Here is a 15713-nt window from a genome sequence, read left to right as displayed (position 1 = left end):
TTGCATGCTTTTTGACTTCTTTTTCTCTCTCTCCAATGCCTCTTTTGTTATTTCCTGATGCGTTATCTCATTTCTTTTCATAAATATGGGGGAAAATTCTCCCATATTATACATCATTATTTATTGGACTCAAGGTAAAAAGAATGCGATACGAATAATTTATGGAAAATGCCCAATACTCATTCAGATTTCCTTTCAGTTTGTGCGTTTTTAATCGTGTATCAAATGAATCTTTTTTGAAAATTTTCTCCTTTGCGATGGCTTGTTTCCTCACTGCAACGGGCAATTTTTGAAATGCCTTCTCAAAATGCGAAGAATAATAGATATTTTGTATTTTCACATGAGGTCAGCAAGAGAAGAAAGTTTCTTTAATTTTCCATTTTTCTCTTCTAATTGATAATTTTCAATCGCTTTCCGTGCCATTTCTTGTTCATATTCTTCCTGAGATTTAGAAAGAGATTTGAAAGTTTCTAAAGAAATGACAACTATCTCAAGCTTCCCATTATTCGAAACAAAAAGTGGTTCGCCTGTATTCTTGACATCATTAAACAGGGTTCTGTAGTTTCTTTGAATATCCTGAGAAGACGCTGTTTTTGGAAAGATTGTAGACATAGAATTTTACATAAAATAATATATTACTCATATATAATACATTATGTAAAAAATTATGTAAATACAATTTACGAAATATCCGGCAAAAAAAATGCAAGAATAAGCGCTAACGGACCAAGGAGTGGACCAATAACCGAATACCAGAGCATTTTATTGTAGCCTCTGAGTCCCGCAATTGCCGCCGCAAAAAGTCCACAAATTATGTGGATGTAATAGTAATATGAGGCGAGAAATTCGTACATATACTGAATTTAATTTTTATTTCTAAAAAATCTCGCAACTAACTTCCCCCCGAGTAACAAACCAAAATAAGAAATTACACCGTATAAAAGTGTGAGGAGAATGAAGACAACAAAGAATTCAGCGTTTAATGCTGCAACGGCAGTTTCATCATAAAAATTTGCGATCATCATACTCAAGAGGAACAGGTATATTCCTGTGAAACTCAGACCATAATAGATAGATATTTTACAGCGTAAAGTATCTTTCATATTTTCCTTCCAGAAGAGTACGTATGCGCCACCGGTTATGAAACCGGAAAGAAAATGTACCAACCATTCCTTTGGCACAACAATGATTGATCCAAACAAAAAAGAGTAAAGAATAGTCAGAATCAAAAGAACTGACCACATAAAAAGTGTTAATACAAAAGGATTTTTGAGCATTTTCCTCATTTTTGAACAAAAAATTTATACAATATTACATCTCTACTTGTTCTTTCAGTACCACAAGTCCCGGAAGAACTTTTCCTTCCAAAAATTCGAGCATTGCTCCTCCACCGGTAGAAACGTGTGTGTACGATTCTTCCGAAATTCCAAATTGCGCAAGCGCTTCAACAGAATCCCCTCCTCCAATAATTGTTTTTGCTTCCGAATCTCTCATTGCTTCTGCAATCTTCCGAGTTCCATTTGCAAAAAGAGGATTCTCGAAAAGTCCCATCGGTCCATTCCATATCACCATTTTTGAATTTTTTATGACAGCAGCATAATTTTCACGAGATTTTTCTCCAATATCAAAAATTTTTTCACCCACAGCAATTTGATCAACAGGAATATTGCGAAGAGTAGAAGCATCCTCTTCACTTTTCGCAACGACAACATCACGAGGGAGATATATCTTACATCTCTGCTCGCCGGCATCCATTAAAATTCTTTGCGCAATTTTGAGTTTATCTTTTTCACAAAGAGAACCGCCTACTTCCAAATCTTTCGCAAAAAGAAGCGTATTCGCAAGACCTCCTCCGATGAGAATATTATCGGCAATGCTGAGAAAATTATGGATAATGCCAATTTTGGTGTCGATTTTCGCTCCTCCAATGACAAGAGTGAGCGGATGTTCTGGATTTTTGAAAGTCGAAGTTAAGATGTCAACTTCTTTTTCCACCAAAAATCCTTTCATGGACGGAAGATAGTGCGCGACTCCTTCGGTAGAAGCATGTGCCCTATGAATAGTTCCAAACGCTTCTTGGACAAACATATCGCACTCACTCGCGAGTTCAGCCGCAAATGGACGGAGATTTTCAGTTTCTGGAAGATAAAAACGAGTATTTTCCAGAAGCATAATTTCGCCCGGCTGTAAATTCTTCTTCGCATTCCGAACGTCTTCTCCAATGCAATCGTTCATTTTTTGTACTGGCTTTTTGAGAAGTTCTGAAAGCCTTTTCGCAATAGGATCGAGTCGAAGCTCCTCGATTATTTTTCCTTTTGGTCGTCCCAAGTGAGACATGAGGACAAGCGCAGCGCCATTTTCGAGAAGATATGTAATAGTGGGAAGTGTTTTGCGAATACGAGAATCATCAGCAATAATGCCATCTTTTAAAGGAACATTAAAATCCACTCTCATGAGAACTTTTTTCCCTTGAAGTTTGGATTTTTCGAGATCGGAGAGTTTGCGGAGCGGCATGGGAGGAATGAAATAAAGGATGATTGCTGATGGAATTTTTAATTTTGAAATTTTAAATTTCAAAATAATTTCTAAATTCTAATGTTTAAACAATGAAAATTGATGATAGATATGAATTTTCGAAATTAAAAATTAGAAATTAAGATTTATTTTGAAATTTAAAATTTCAAAATTAAAAATTATCCTCCAAAAACACCTCTTACTCCAGAAATGTAAGCCATTCTTTATACTTCTCATCCTTTCCTCTCACCGCTTCCATGAACTTCTCTCTAATTTTTTTCGTGACCGGTCCCTCCTCTCCATTTCCAATTTTCTTCTTATCCAGAGTTCCAATGGGCGAAACTTCGGCTGCTGTTCCCGTGAAGAAAAGTTCATCTGCTGTAAAAAGTTCTTCGGGCATCATTTCTTTCTCGGTAACGGAAATTCCGAGATCTTTCGCAATTCTAAAAATTGAGTCTCGGGTAATTCCCCTTAGAATTTTCCCAAGTGGCGGCGTAAAGAGAGCTCCATTTTTTACCACAAAAACATTTTCTCCCGGACCTTCTGCTACTTTTCCCTCAAAATCGAGCAAAATCGCTTCATCATATTCCTCTCCATGCGCTTCTAAACTGGCGAGAATTGAATTTACATAGTGTCCCGTAACTTTTGCGTCAGAAATGAGACTCCTCGGATGAATGCGAATATATTTTGAAATTTTCGCATGTACTGGACGATCTACGAGATATTTTCCCCACGACCAACAGGCAACAGCAACGTCTACTGGCGCTCCCACTGGATAGAGCCCCATCTTTCCATATCCGTAGTAAATAATTGGACGGATATATCCGCTTTTTTCACCACTCTGAGCGACAACTTTTTTCGTCGCCTCATTCACTTCTTTTTCCGTAAATGGAACTGCCATCTCTAAAGTTGTTGCGGAATAAAAAAGTCTTTTCGTGTGATCTTCGAGACGAAAAATTGCTGGTCCATTCGGCGTTTCATAAAACCTGATCCCTTCAAAGACCGCAGAACCATAATGAAGTGCGTGGGTAAGAACATGAATTTTCGCATCATCCCAAGGAATCATTTTTCCATTCATCCAAATGTACGGAGTTTTCTGCATACCATAAGAAAAATCTGCCGAGATTGTAGCGAAAAAACGACAGATGTGGCAAGTTTTCTGCCTGCATTTCAGCATTTTTAAAAAAAGTATTGACAAATTTTTTTGTTTTGATAGTATTAACGTGCTAATACGTTTTATATGCGTTCTTCTGCGTCGAACTTCAAATGGCAAACTCCTGAAATGAAATCGCTTTTTAAAGCGATAGCTTCTCTCAAAACTTCTCAAGAATGCGCAAAATTCATGAGGGATCTCTGCACAATTGCTGAACTTGAGGAAATGGCAGAAAGGTGGCAAGTCGCTCGAGAAATCGAAAATGAAATTCCTTATCGAGAAATATCGAAAAATACCGGTGTCAGCACAGCGACCATCACCCGTGTTGCCCACTGGGTACATCATGGAGAAGGAGGATATAGAAACATGCTTCAGAAAATGAACACTTAGATTTTTCAAAATGCATGATTTCTCTCATCCTTATCTCGAACGAACTTCTGAGATTTTTTTATCATGATTTGCCTGATTTTTTTGATTTTCTTGACGTATAAATTCCTCTTCCAGATTCGAAATTCTTTATTCCTAATTCCTAATTCCTTATTCTTTATTCCTTTTCTTATGACAAATTCTAACCTCATCACTCCAGAAATCCTTCGTGGTACTCGTGATTTTCTTCCCGAAGAAATGGCAAAGCGAGAATATGTTCTCAAAAAAATTGTGGATGTTTTTCGTTCCTTTGGATATGACACGATCGAAACTCCGGTAATTGAATATCTGAGCACTCTCACGGGACAATACGGGGAAGAAGGCTCGAAACTGATGTACACGTTTGAGGATAACGGCGGAAGAAAAATCGCGCTGAGATATGATCAAACAGTGCCGACAGCGCGTCTTGTTGCCGCAAACTATAAAGAACTTCCTATGCCGTTTAAAAGATATCAAATCAGCCGTGTCTGGCGTGCAGATAGACCGGCAAAAGGACGTTATCGGGAATTTTACCAGTGCGATATTGATATTATCGGAACAAATAGTCTGCTTGCGGATGCAGAAGTGGCAAAAGTCATTTATTCAGTTCTTCGCACACTGGGATTTCAAAATTTTGTAATCAAGTGGAATAGCCGAAGATTCATCAATCAAATTCTTTCGAATTTAGAAATTCCAGAAAAAACCCAAGGTGATGTCATTCGGATTTTTGATAAGCTCGGAAAAATTGGGAAAAATGGAGTTTTTGAAGAACTTTCCAAAATTCTCGCAAAAGAAAAAGCCGAAGAACTTCTCGAGACCATGACTCTTTCAGGGACATTTTCAGAGAAGCTCGAAAAACTTAAAAATTATGACACAGCGGAAATACGAGAATTTCATTCACTCTGCGAGAACTTTGGAATTCCAGAAGAAAATCTCGAATTTGACATCAGCCTTGCAAGAGGTCTGGATTATTACACTGGTGTAATTTTTGAAGCAATTCTTCCTGATGTAGAAATTGGTTCCGTCTGCGGCGGTGGAAGATATGACGATCTCTGCGGAAGATTTATGGAAGAAAAACTCAGTGGAACAGGAGTTTCGTTTGGATTTGATCGCCTGATAACGGCAATGGAAGAAAAGTGGCTTCTCCAAAACATCAAACTGAATTCTGAAGTCCTCGTTACTTACTTTGATGAAGGAACCTTGCAATATTCTCAGGAAATTGTGAACGATCTTCAAAATGCACAAATTTCTTCAGAAATATATTTTGAAGCAGCAAAACTCGGAAAACAAATGAAATATGCGGATAAAAAAGGAATCCCATTTGTAATTTTTTGCGGTTCGGATGAAATAAAAAATGACATGGTAAAAATAAAAATGATGAAAACGGGAAAAGAAAAAATCATTCCTCGCACGCAACTCGTACAATATTTTGAAGGATTTTCTTCTGAAACCGAATGAAGAAGACACGAATTGCACTTCAAAGCAAAGGCAGGCTGAAAGAACGAAGCGTTGAATTTCTGCGCTCGAAAGGACTCAAATTTCCAGAAAATGGAGAAGGACTTTTGACTTCGTGCAGCAATGCGGACATTGAAATTCTTTGGCTTCGTGATGACGATATCCCAGAGTATGTTCGATGTGGAGCTGCAGATTTTGGAATTGTTGGAGAAAATGTTCTTCAGGAACAAAAATCTGGTCTCAGAATTATTCGAAAATTAGGATTTTCCAAGTGTCGTCTCGTGATTGCCGTTCCAAAAAATTCTCGAATTCTTGAACTTGCTGATTTAGAAGGAGAACGAATTGCGACTTCGTATCCATCACTTCTTTGTGATTTTCTTCAATCTCGAAATATTCATGCGACGATGATTCCACTTTCTGGATCTGTGGAAATCGCGCCAGAAATGAGCCTCTCGGATGCAATTTGCGATTTGGTGCAGAGCGGAAATACTCTCAAAATTCACAATCTCCGAGAACTCAAAACGATTTTTGAATCGGAAGCGGTGCTTATTGGAAATTCAGAAAAAAATTTGAATTTTGATACGGTCGCCCGTGGACGGGCGACTCGTGGAAAATAAGAGTCGCCTCTCCTGAGGCGACCTCAAAAGCTTTCTCTTTCATTGATAAAATTATGAGAATCTACAATTTGAATTCACTCTCGGCTGAAGAAATTCAAAACCTGACCAAACGTCCGGGAATGAACCTCGAAAAGATTTTTCCTATTGTTCGCGAAATCCAGAAAAATGTTCAAGAAAATGGAGACAATGCAGTTCGAATGTACACAATGAAATTTGATGGCGTGCAAATCAAAAATCTGAAAGTTACGGAAAATGAATTTCGTGAAGCGGAAAAAAATATTTCTCCACAAGTGAAAAAAGCGATTCGAGTTGCCATGGAAAATATTGAAAAATTTCACACATCGCAAATTTCGAAAGAAAAGCCGATCGAAACAATGCCCGGAATTATGTGTTTTCGAGAAAATCGAGCGATCGAAAAAATTGGACTGTACATTCCCGGCGGCACTGCACCTCTCTTTTCCACAGTTCTCATGCTCGGAATTCCCGCGAAAATTGCGGAATGCAAAAATGTAATTCTCTGCACGCCTCCAAATCATGAAGGAAAAATCGCACCTGAAATTCTTTTTTCCGCGAAAGAATGTGGAATTTTTGAGGTGTATAAAGTCGGCGGAGCACAAGCGATTGGAGCGATGGCGTACGGAACAGAAACCATTCCAAAAGTTGATAAAATTTTTGGTCCGGGAAATCAATTTGTTACCGCGGCGAAAATGCTTATTTCGATTGATCCAAACGGCGCAGCGATAGATATGCCCGCTGGACCTTCAGAAGTTTTGGTGATTACTGACGGAACTGCGAATCCGAGTTTCATCGCTTCAGATCTGCTTTCCCAAGCAGAACATGGAGAAGACAGCCAAGTTGTTTTTGTCACAACGGATTCTGAATTGATTCCGAAAATTCAGAAAGAAATTGATATTCAGCTGAAAATTTTGCCGAGAAAAAGTATTGCGAAAAAATCGCTCAAAAAAAGTTTTGGAATTCTCTTGAGGAATATGGAACAAGCTTTTGAATTCAGCAATTTGTACGCGCCAGAACACTTGATCGTGAATGTAAGAAATCCAGAGAAATATATTTCGAAAATTCAAAATGCGGGATCAGTATTTCTCGGAGAATATGCGCCAGAATCAGCTGGTGATTATGCTTCGGGAACAAATCATACCCTTCCGACATCTGGATTTGCGAGAAGTTATAGTGGAATTTCTGTGGAAAGTTTTCTCAAGAAAATCACTTTTCAATCGCTTACAAAACAAGGACTTGAGAATATCGCTGAAACCGTCATCACAATGTCGGAAGCAGAACGTTTACAAGCACACGCAAATGCGGTACAAATCCGGCGCGAATAGGGATTCGCGCCTTTCTGTGGTGATATACCGGAAAGCGACGATCCCCATCGTCGCCATCCGGAAAGCGCGACCGCGCGGTCGCGCCTTCATGAATATATTCCGTAATTCGTCTTTCATCATTCGTAATTTTTCCCAAAATTTCTATGAAAAATTTCGCCCTTTCCCAAATTCAACAAATGAAACCCTACCTTCCTCCACTTGAAGGACGAATAAACTACGAAGGAATGCTTCTCGATTTTAATGAGCGCACCATTCCTCCATCTCCAAAAGTTTTTGAAGCAATTCAAGAATTTCTCAAAACTGGAAAATTGAATCTCTATCCGGAATATTTTGATTTTTGCGAACAAGTGGCAGAGTACGCTGAAGTTGATCCTTCAGAAGTAATGGTCACAAACGGTTCAGATCATGGCATCGAACTTATTTTTCGAACGTTCACGGAGAAAGGAGATGAAGTTATTGTTCCCTCACCAAGCTTTGCCATGTTTTATCAAATTTCCGGAGTTACCGGAAACAAAATCATTATGCCCCAATATTTAAAAAAGGATCTCTCGTATCCTCTGGAAGAAGTCCTCGCATCAATTACGCCGAATACAAAACTCATCATTGTATGTAATCCAAATAATCCGACAGGAACTCTCGTTCCACTTCCGGATATCGAAAAGATTCTCCAAAAAGCAAAAAATTCAATTATCCTCGTGGATGAAGCCTATTATGAATTCTCACAAGTAACTGCTGTTTCATTTCTCAAAAAATATCCGAATTTGATCGTCACACGAACATTTTCCAAAGCATTTGGACTTGTGGCACTGAGAATTGGATATGTGATTTCAAATGCTCAAAATATTCAGGAAATGATGAAAGTACGAGGTCCGTATGACGTCAACTCTCTTGCATATTATGCGGTTAAAGCTGCACTTCAAGACATTCAAAATCTCAATTCCTATGTCGATGAAGTCATGAATGAATCAAAACCATTCGTGGAAAATTTTTTCCAAAAAAATGAAATCCGATTTTACAAAAGTGGATCAAATTTTATTTTGTTCGAATCTCCGACATCTGATTTTGCTCAAAAGCTCGAAGAAAATGGAATCCGAATCCGTCCGCAAACGCAGAAAGGAATTGAAGGATTTTTAAGAGTGAGTATTGGAACGATGAAAGAGATAGAGAGGTTTTGTGATGTTTTTTCTCAACTTTTATGAAGAAAAATAAAGTTTTTCTCTGCCTAGGCACTAACATTTGCAAACGCTCCACCCCTCGGATCCGTTGGATCAATAAATTCTATGGAACACCCTTCAGGAACTTCTATCTTAGCCAGTATTTCCTCAATGTCAGGACGAAATTTATCAACTACATCCACAACAAGATTTCCGTTATTACTTCTAATCTCAAAAACTTCAAAATCGACAAATCCGTACAATATAAGTTCTTCTCTTATTGTTGTTTTTATCTTTTCGAAAGAATAATTATAAGTTGGCCCATTTAATAGCGCGAGGGGTTTCTTTACATATGTTTTTTCAAATAAATTTTTCTCTGAAGCCATATATAAATTGGGAAAAAACGAATCTTAATGCATATAATACAATATAAAACGATAAAATGCAAATTTCTAAACTTATTATAATCTTCAATTCCTATGTCCACCACCTACGCATTTCTCGACCGCGATGGCGCACTCATACTCGAACCGCAAGATACTTTTCAGATCGGAAGTCTCGAAGTCCTTCAAATTCTTGATGGAGTCATCACAGGACTCCAGTTTTTGAGAGATCAGAACTACAAATTCATTATGGTTTCGAATCAAGATGGACTCGGAACTCAATTATTTCCTTTGGAAGAATTTCAAGTGCCTCAAAATCGAATGCTCGAAATTTTCAAGGAAAACGGAATTGAGTTTGAGAAAATATTCATTTGTCCACATTTTTCAGAAGAAAATTGCAATTGTCGAAAGCCAAAGACAGGGCTTGTGGATGAGTGGCTGAAAACTGCGAATATCGATTTTCAGAAGTCATTTATGTATGGCGATCGCGTCACTGATTCTGAATTTGCAAAAAATATTAGAATCCAATTTATCAAAGCGGAGACGAATGGCGCGTTTCGAACCCGGCAGATTCGTCAATTTGTTTGCAATTCATAATTTTTTTCATTTGGCATTTTTTATTTTTTATTCTTCATTTTATGAAACCTCGAATCGCTTCCGTCACCAGAAATACCACCGAAACAAAGATTTCCATCACGGTAAATCTTGATGGAACCGGGAAATACAAGATCGAAACTGGTCTTGGATTTTTTAATCACATGCTCGAACAGCTGTCGAAACATTCTCTGATCGACATTGATTTGAATGTGAAAGGCGACCTTTATGTTGATGAGCACCACACGATTGAAGATACCGGAATTGCGCTCGGAGAATGTATTCTGAAAGCGCTGGGAGATAAAAAAGGAATTCAGCGTTTTGGATTTTTAATGCCCATGGATGAATCTCTTGCGCGCGTTGCGCTCGATCTTTCTGGACGAAGTTATACTGTTTTCAAAGCGAAATTCAAACGCGAAAAAGTCGGTGATCTTCCCACGGAAATGCTGAAACATTTTTTTCGTTCATTCGCAGACGGACTTAAAGCGACACTGAATATTCAGATCAAAGGTGAAAATGAACACCACATGATCGAAGCGTGTTTCAAAGGACTTGCACGAGCGCTGAAAATGGCGGTGGAGAATGATCCGAGAGGAAAGGACATTTTGCCCAGTACTAAGGGAAAATTGTAGCTTCAGAAAATTTTTAATTTCAAATTTTAAATTTCAAAATAAATCCTAATTTCTAAATTTTTAATGTTTAAAAATTAGTGCTTAAAAATTCTTTGGAAATTTCAAAATTAAAAAATTAAAAATTTATTTCCATCATCTTTAAAACAATGTCACATACCACTTCTTATGATCGCTATCGTTAACTACAACGCCGGCAACATTGCATCACTGGAAAACGCTCTTACAAAGCTCGGAATAAAATATGTCGTAACATCTGATCCAAAGGTAATTCAAAAAGCTTCAAAAGTAATTTTTCCGGGTCAAGGAAGAGCTTCACAAGCAATGAAAGAACTGAAAAAGCAAAAACTTGTCGAAGTGATTCGACAAATAAAAGTTCCCTTCCTCGGAATTTGTCTCGGAATGCAAATTCTCTTTGAATTTTCTGAAGAAGATGATACGAAGTGCCTCAGAATTCTTCCGGGAAAAGTAAAGAAGTTTCGATCAAAACAATTAAAAATTCCACAAATGGGATGGAATCGAGTGGCGTTCATGCAAGATGATCCGATTTTCAATGGAATTCAAAGTAATGAATTTTTTTACTTTGCCAATTCTTATTACGTCGACAGGAACAATGAATTTGTTCTTGGAAAAGGAAATTATGGAACTGAATTTTCTGCAATACTTCGAAAAGACAATTTTTATGGAGTGCAATTTCACCCGGAAAAATCAGGTTCTCTCGGAATGAAACTTCTCAAAAACTTCTGTCGACTTCCTCTTTTGTCATTCCCGCGGAAGCGGGAATCTCAATTGTCAGATATATCGAAAATACCATCAAAATATTGTATGGAAAAAGATTCTAAACCTTTTGAAATTCTTCCAGCAATCGATTTTCTCGATGGAAAGTGTGTTCGACTTCTTCAAGGCGATTATAACAAAGTGACGAAGTATTCAGACAATCGGTTAGAAATCGCAAAACAGTTCGCATCCGACGGCGCTACTGGAATTCACATTATTGATCTCAATGGAGCAAGAGATGGAAAACCAATGAACTTCGAAATCATTAAAGAAATCAAGAAAATCACACGAATCATGGTTCAAGCAGGAGGAGGAATTCGCACATTTGAGGATGCAAAGAAATTCTTAAAAAATGGAATTGATCGCATAATTCTGGGAACTTCTGCAATTAAAAATCCAGGATTGATCAAAAAATTAGTTCGTGAATTTGGTACTGAGAGAATTGTCGTTTCAGTGGATGCAAAAAATGGAATGATCGCAACAGATGGATGGAAAAACTTAATGAATATTCCCTTCTCCGATTTCTTAGTAGCACTCAAATCTTTTGGCATCAAAATTATTATCTTCACGGATATTCTTCGAGATGGAATGATGAATGGACCGAATTTTGAAAGTATCGAAAAAGTTTTACGGTCAGGATTCGAAGTGATTGTTGCTGGTGGAATTTCATTTGAAAAAGATGTCGAGAAGATTCGACGAATGGGCGCAAGAGGTGTCGTGATTGGGAAAGCGGTGTATGAAGGAAAAATAAATTTACAAGCCGTCAGCGATCAGCAGTCAGCAATAAGCAATAAGTACAAAACACAAAGTACAAAATACAAAAAATCAATTTGTAATTCGTCATTCGTAATTCGTAATTCATTCGCGAAGCGAGTAATAGCCTGCATGGACATCGACAAAGGAAGAATTGTCAAAGGCACAAATTTTACAAATTTGCGAGATGCGGGGGATCCTGTCGAACTCGCAAAAATGTATTCAAAAATGGGAATTGATGAACTCGTTTTTCTCGACATTACCGCGACAAATGAAAAACGAAAAACTCTTCTGGAACTTGTGAAAAAAGTGGCAAAAGAAATACATATTCCTTTCACCGTTGGCGGAGGAATTCAAAGTCTCGATGATATCAGAGACATCCTCAAAGCTGGTGCAGATAAAGTTTCCATTGGTTCTGTCGCTGTCAAAAATCCAGAACTTATTCGAAAAGCAGCTCGAGAATTTGGTTCACAGGCAATTGTAATTTCCGTCGATCCAAAAAAATCAGGGAAAAAATGGGAAATATATATCAACGGCGGACGAGAAAATACAGGAATCGATGCAATTCAATTCTCGAAACAAATGGAAAAACTTGGCGCTGGTGAACTTCTCGTGAATTCACTGGACCGAGACGGAACAAAACTCGGATATGATCTCGAACTTCTTCAGAGAGTTTCAGAGAATGTGAATATTCCGGTAATTGCTTCCAGCGGAGCAGGAACAAAAAAACATTTCCTCGAAGCATTTACAAAAGGAAAAGCCGATGCTGCTCTCGCAGCAAGTTTATTCCATTTTCGAGAACTCGAAATTTCTGATCTGAAAAAATATCTTCGTGTAAAGAGAATTCCTCTTCGAATATAAATACAGCGCGGATAGGGATTCGCGCCTTCCGATGACGCCCTGAAAGCGACGGTCCACATCGTCGCCACTCCAAAAAGCGCGGTCGCGCCTTCACTACAGTCTCCTTAATTCCTGATTCCTAATTCCTTATTCCTTTCAATATGACAAAAAATATCACCACAAACGCTGACTTCTCCAAAAACTCCGGTCTTCTTCCTGCGATCATTCAGGATTCCGTGACACGCGAAGTTCTCATGCTCGGATATATGAATCGGGAAGCTCTCGAAAAAAGTTTTGAAACAAAGAAAGTGTGGTTTTTCAGTCGTTCCAAAAATCGTCTGTGGATGAAAGGCGAAGAAAGCGGAAACATTCTCGAATTTCAGGATGCAAAACTCGATTGTGATAACGACACAATTTTAATTCAGGCAATTCCAAAAGGACCAACATGCCACACAGGAACTTCTTCATGCTTCGGAGAAAATAAAAAATCCAATATTTTCTTTCTCGAATATCTCTTTGAACTTCTTCAAGATCGGAAAAAAAAACTTCCGAAAAATTCATATACTGCAGAACTCTTTCAATCTGGACTGAAACGAATTTGTGAAAAAGTGGAAGAAGAAAGTGGAGAAGTTATTGAAGCCGCGAAGAATGAAACTTCGCAAAGAATAATTGAAGAATCAGCGGATCTAATTTTCCACCTTCTCGTGCTTCTTTCAGAGAAAGATATAACGATTCAGCAAGTTGTGGAAGAGCTGAAAAAAAGACATTGAAAATAATTTTTTCGCCGAATATGCAATTCTCGTAGTTCTTCTTTCCAATACGAGACGTTTGACAAATATTAACTTTCTATTAATATGTCTTCTCGTGTGCATTTTTTAAATGTAAAAACTCATATTTTTATGGTAGTAGCTCTCGAAGCACCAAAAGTAGTCCGCCGTGCCGATTATAAACCGCCAGAATATGATATTGAGTCGGTGGAAATAGTTTTTAGTATCATTGACGAAACACGTGTAGAAGTATCCGCTGTCCTCGAGATGAAATGCGCTAGTTCAGAAATTGATGCAGGCGCTCGAACTGTCACATTGGACGCAATTGGTATTGATATAAATTCTGATGCATTCCAAGTAAATGGTGCTGAAACTAAATTTGAAAAGACAGAAACATCAATTTCATTTACTGCTCCTAAAACTAAAGGGGAAACATTTCAAGTGTCAACGAAACATGTTTTGGATCCGAGTGAGAATAAGCAACTCTTGGGACTTTATGCATCTCCCGATGGAGACAGTACAACTCTCCTCACACAATTAGAAGCAGAAGGAATGAGACGACTCATCCCGTTCTTTGATAGACCCGATGTAAAACCGAAAAAATGGAAGACTACCATCCTCGCAGAAAAAGACAAATTCTCGACCCTTCTGGCCACTGGAGAAAAGACAGAATCAAAAGATTTAGAAAATGGACGCCATAGTGTCACTTTTGAAAGTGATGTTCCTATGTCTCCGTATCTTTATGCAATGGCTGCAGGAAAATTTGAAAAAAAAGAAAAAACTATTACGCTTCCTACTAAGGGCGGAGGAGAAAAGCCTGTTCTTCTCGAGGCCTATGTTACGCCTGAGAAAATTCATGAGGCGAATTTTATGATTTCTATACTTGAAGAAGTCCTCCGATGGGATGCAGAAGAAAATGGACTCTATTATCCGCTTTCCGTTTATCGAATGCTTGCAACGCGAGCATTTAATGCAGGAGCAATGGAAAATCTCGGGTTTAATATTTTTAATACTGCGCTCTCTCTCGTCAATTATCGTCTTCACTCAGATGAACGAATATTGAACTCAGCTCATACAGTAGAACATGAAGGTTTGCATACTCATAGCGGCAATTCGGCGACTGGACGGACATGGCATGAAATAGGGTGTCCAAAAGAAGGATTAAATACTTATAGAGACCAAAAATTTATGGAACATCTCATAGGAAAATATTGGTCTCGAGTAAAAAGAATATCTGAGTTAAAAAGGATACAATTCCGAGAAGACAACGGTGCAAGTGCAAAAGCTGTCCTCTTGGAGGAATATACCGGAGATCCGATACATGAAATGTATAATGCAACTCGTTATGAAAAAGGTGGAGAAATAATTCGTATGTTAGAAGTCTTTTTTGGGGAAATTGAATTTAAAAGAGCTCTGCAACACTATTTTGAAAAATTTGAAGGAAAAACAGTGACCACAGAGGAGCTTATAGATGCAATTTTCGAAATGAAACCAAAAAATTGTTTACTTGATCGCGAAGCTTTTTTCCGCTGGTACAGACAGGAAGGAACACCAACATGCAGGGTAGAAAAAGCATACGATCCCGAAACACAAAAATTACATCTTACTGTTCGACAAGAAATCAAAGATGGACAAGAGCCACTTCATTTCCCATTACTCATGGGACTTATTGGTGCAAGCGGACAGGAAATTCCTCTTAAATTGGAAAATAGTGAAGAAGGTCATGACCTTTCCAGAGGACTTTTGTATATTTCTCAAAAAGAACAAGTATTTATGTTTACAAATGTCATGGAAGATGCTGTTCCATCTCTCTTGAGAGGTTTCTCTGCTCCGGTAAAACTCAAATATGAATATAGTTACGATAATCTCAAGCACCTGATTGAGCACGATACTGATGTATTTAATCAGCATCAGGCATCTGAAAGATTGGCATTGCAGTGTATGGCAAGTCTCGCGAAATCAACCGATGACAAGCTTCAAATTCCCGATAAAGTACTCGATGCTTACGAAACTATATTACAAAAAACTGAAGGCGATGATTCGGAAGCAGATTTCGGAATTGTTGCTGAGATGTTGAAACTCCCAGATATTGCAATCGTTGTTCAAGAAATGAAACCGTATGATTATCAAAAAGCAAATACTGCTCGAAACACGCTGAAAAAAGCAATTGCTGCAAGGTTTGAAACTCAGCCGTACATTCTAAAATTATAAGCACCACCCTAGTATAATTTCCAATAAATAATTTCATGTATAGTGTCTCTGTAGTTTTTGGTCAGCATCTTGCTTTGTGAATTTCCATTGAATTGTTGATAGACTTTGATTGCGTTGTTTT

The 15713-nt window shown here is 38.0% G+C and carries 15 protein-coding genes and 1 pseudogene; 9 read left to right on the top strand and 7 right to left on the bottom strand.

The window, feature by feature from the left end:
* Nucleotides 1-106: 106 nt before the first annotated feature.
* The 6 genes from HZA38_01525 to HZA38_01500 all read right to left on the bottom strand — a co-directional run bounded on the left by HZA38_01525 (nt 107) and on the right by HZA38_01500 (nt 3616).
* Complete coding sequence (locus HZA38_01525; protein MBI5414174.1) at nt 107-325, bottom strand: type II toxin-antitoxin system mRNA interferase toxin, RelE/StbE family; 219 nt, start codon at nt 323-325, stop codon at nt 107-109.
* An 11-nt stretch (nt 326-336) separates the two neighbouring features.
* A complete protein-coding gene (locus tag HZA38_01520; GenBank protein ID MBI5414173.1) occupies nt 337-612 on the bottom strand; it encodes a type II toxin-antitoxin system Phd/YefM family antitoxin in 276 nt (91 codons plus the stop codon).
* Nucleotides 613-680: 68 nt separating this feature from the next.
* Nucleotides 681-854, bottom strand: coding sequence for a hypothetical protein (locus HZA38_01515; GenBank protein ID MBI5414172.1), 174 nt, complete (start codon nt 852-854; stop codon nt 681-683).
* A gap of 9 nt (nt 855-863) precedes the next feature.
* Complete coding sequence (locus HZA38_01510) at nt 864-1286, bottom strand: hypothetical protein (protein MBI5414171.1); 423 nt, start codon at nt 1284-1286, stop codon at nt 864-866.
* Nucleotides 1287-1311: 25 nt separating this feature from the next.
* On the bottom strand, nt 1312-2514 hold the full coding sequence (locus tag HZA38_01505) for a phosphoglycerate kinase (GenBank protein ID MBI5414170.1): 1203 nt from the start codon (nt 2512-2514) through the stop codon (nt 1312-1314).
* Between the two features lie 199 nt (nt 2515-2713).
* Nucleotides 2714-3616 carry a branched-chain amino acid transaminase gene (locus HZA38_01500; protein MBI5414169.1) on the bottom strand — a complete coding sequence of 301 codons (903 nt, stop codon included), beginning with the start codon at nt 3614-3616 and terminating at the stop codon, nt 2714-2716.
* Between the two features lie 180 nt (nt 3617-3796).
* Here HZA38_01500 and HZA38_01495 point away from each other — a divergent pair, with 180 nt between their 5' ends.
* The 5 genes from HZA38_01495 (at nt 3797) to hisC (ending at nt 8683) form a co-directional block, all read left to right on the top strand.
* Nucleotides 3797-4057, top strand: a complete 261-nt coding sequence (locus HZA38_01495) for a hypothetical protein (protein ID MBI5414168.1) — start codon at nt 3797-3799, stop codon at nt 4055-4057.
* A 168-nt stretch (nt 4058-4225) separates the two neighbouring features.
* Nucleotides 4226-5530, top strand: coding sequence for a histidine--tRNA ligase (hisS, locus tag HZA38_01490; GenBank protein MBI5414167.1), 1305 nt, complete (start codon nt 4226-4228; stop codon nt 5528-5530).
* Nucleotides 5527-6144 (top strand): ATP phosphoribosyltransferase, encoded by a 618-nt coding sequence (gene hisG, locus HZA38_01485; protein MBI5414166.1) that lies wholly within the window; start codon nt 5527-5529, stop codon nt 6142-6144. Before hisS ends, hisG begins: the two co-directional genes overlap by 4 nt.
* Before the next feature lie 53 nt (nt 6145-6197).
* Nucleotides 6198-7484 (top strand): histidinol dehydrogenase, encoded by a 1287-nt coding sequence (gene hisD, locus HZA38_01480; GenBank protein ID MBI5414165.1) that lies wholly within the window; start codon nt 6198-6200, stop codon nt 7482-7484.
* Between the two features lie 143 nt (nt 7485-7627).
* Nucleotides 7628-8683 (top strand): histidinol-phosphate transaminase, encoded by a 1056-nt coding sequence (gene hisC / locus HZA38_01475; protein ID MBI5414164.1) that lies wholly within the window; start codon nt 7628-7630, stop codon nt 8681-8683.
* Between the two features lie 23 nt (nt 8684-8706).
* Here hisC and HZA38_01470 read toward each other — a convergent pair whose 3' ends face one another.
* Complete coding sequence (locus HZA38_01470) at nt 8707-9024, bottom strand: hypothetical protein (protein ID MBI5414163.1); 318 nt, start codon at nt 9022-9024, stop codon at nt 8707-8709.
* Nucleotides 9025-9117: 93 nt separating this feature from the next.
* Between HZA38_01470 and hisB the strand changes: the two are divergent.
* From hisB to HZA38_01450, 4 genes and pseudogenes are all read left to right on the top strand, one after another.
* Nucleotides 9118-10247, top strand: a pseudogene (gene hisB / locus HZA38_01465) (bifunctional histidinol-phosphatase/imidazoleglycerol-phosphate dehydratase HisB).
* 165 nt (nt 10248-10412) lie between these two features.
* The gene (hisF, locus tag HZA38_01460) at nt 10413-12635 is read left to right on the top strand and encodes an imidazole glycerol phosphate synthase subunit HisF (GenBank protein MBI5414162.1); all 2223 of its coding nucleotides are present in this window, start codon (nt 10413-10415) and stop codon (nt 12633-12635) included.
* Nucleotides 12636-12775: 140 nt separating this feature from the next.
* Nucleotides 12776-13384 (top strand): bifunctional phosphoribosyl-AMP cyclohydrolase/phosphoribosyl-ATP diphosphatase HisIE, encoded by a 609-nt coding sequence (locus tag HZA38_01455; protein ID MBI5414161.1) that lies wholly within the window; start codon nt 12776-12778, stop codon nt 13382-13384.
* 129 nt (nt 13385-13513) lie between these two features.
* A complete protein-coding gene (locus HZA38_01450) occupies nt 13514-15592 on the top strand; it encodes a DUF3458 domain-containing protein (GenBank protein MBI5414160.1) in 2079 nt (692 codons plus the stop codon).
* Nucleotides 15593-15713 lie beyond the last annotated feature (121 nt).

Source organism: Candidatus Peregrinibacteria bacterium, assembly GCA_016220175.1.
Taxonomy (GTDB): domain Bacteria; phylum Patescibacteriota; class Gracilibacteria; order CAIRYL01; family CAIRYL01; genus JACRHZ01.
The sequence above is the reverse complement of the archived record's forward strand: the minus strand, read 5'-3'. Positions and strand labels throughout refer to the sequence as shown.

What these genes read in the sequence shown, in the direction of transcription:
- HZA38_01520 (MBI5414173.1), bottom strand. Translation starts at nt 612, where the DNA reads ATGTCTACAATCTTTCCAAAAACAGCGTCTTCTCAGGATATTCAAAGA.
- HZA38_01515 (MBI5414172.1), bottom strand. Translation starts at nt 854, where the DNA reads ATGTACGAATTTCTCGCCTCATATTACTATTACATCCACATAATTTGT.
- HZA38_01510 (MBI5414171.1), bottom strand. Translation starts at nt 1,286, where the DNA reads ATGAGGAAAATGCTCAAAAATCCTTTTGTATTAACACTTTTTATGTGG.
- HZA38_01505 (MBI5414170.1), bottom strand. Translation starts at nt 2,514, where the DNA reads ATGCCGCTCCGCAAACTCTCCGATCTCGAAAAATCCAAACTTCAAGGG.
- HZA38_01500 (MBI5414169.1), bottom strand. Translation starts at nt 3,616, where the DNA reads ATGCAGAAAACTCCGTACATTTGGATGAATGGAAAAATGATTCCTTGG.
- HZA38_01495 (MBI5414168.1), top strand. Translation starts at nt 3,797, where the DNA reads ATGAAATCGCTTTTTAAAGCGATAGCTTCTCTCAAAACTTCTCAAGAA.
- hisS (MBI5414167.1), top strand. Translation starts at nt 4,226, where the DNA reads ATGACAAATTCTAACCTCATCACTCCAGAAATCCTTCGTGGTACTCGT.
- hisG (MBI5414166.1), top strand. Translation starts at nt 5,527, where the DNA reads ATGAAGAAGACACGAATTGCACTTCAAAGCAAAGGCAGGCTGAAAGAA.
- hisD (MBI5414165.1), top strand. Translation starts at nt 6,198, where the DNA reads ATGAGAATCTACAATTTGAATTCACTCTCGGCTGAAGAAATTCAAAAC.
- hisC (MBI5414164.1), top strand. Translation starts at nt 7,628, where the DNA reads ATGAAAAATTTCGCCCTTTCCCAAATTCAACAAATGAAACCCTACCTT.
- HZA38_01470 (MBI5414163.1), bottom strand. Translation starts at nt 9,024, where the DNA reads ATGGCTTCAGAGAAAAATTTATTTGAAAAAACATATGTAAAGAAACCC.
- hisF (MBI5414162.1), top strand. Translation starts at nt 10,413, where the DNA reads ATGATCGCTATCGTTAACTACAACGCCGGCAACATTGCATCACTGGAA.
- HZA38_01455 (MBI5414161.1), top strand. Translation starts at nt 12,776, where the DNA reads ATGACAAAAAATATCACCACAAACGCTGACTTCTCCAAAAACTCCGGT.
- HZA38_01450 (MBI5414160.1), top strand. Translation starts at nt 13,514, where the DNA reads ATGGTAGTAGCTCTCGAAGCACCAAAAGTAGTCCGCCGTGCCGATTAT.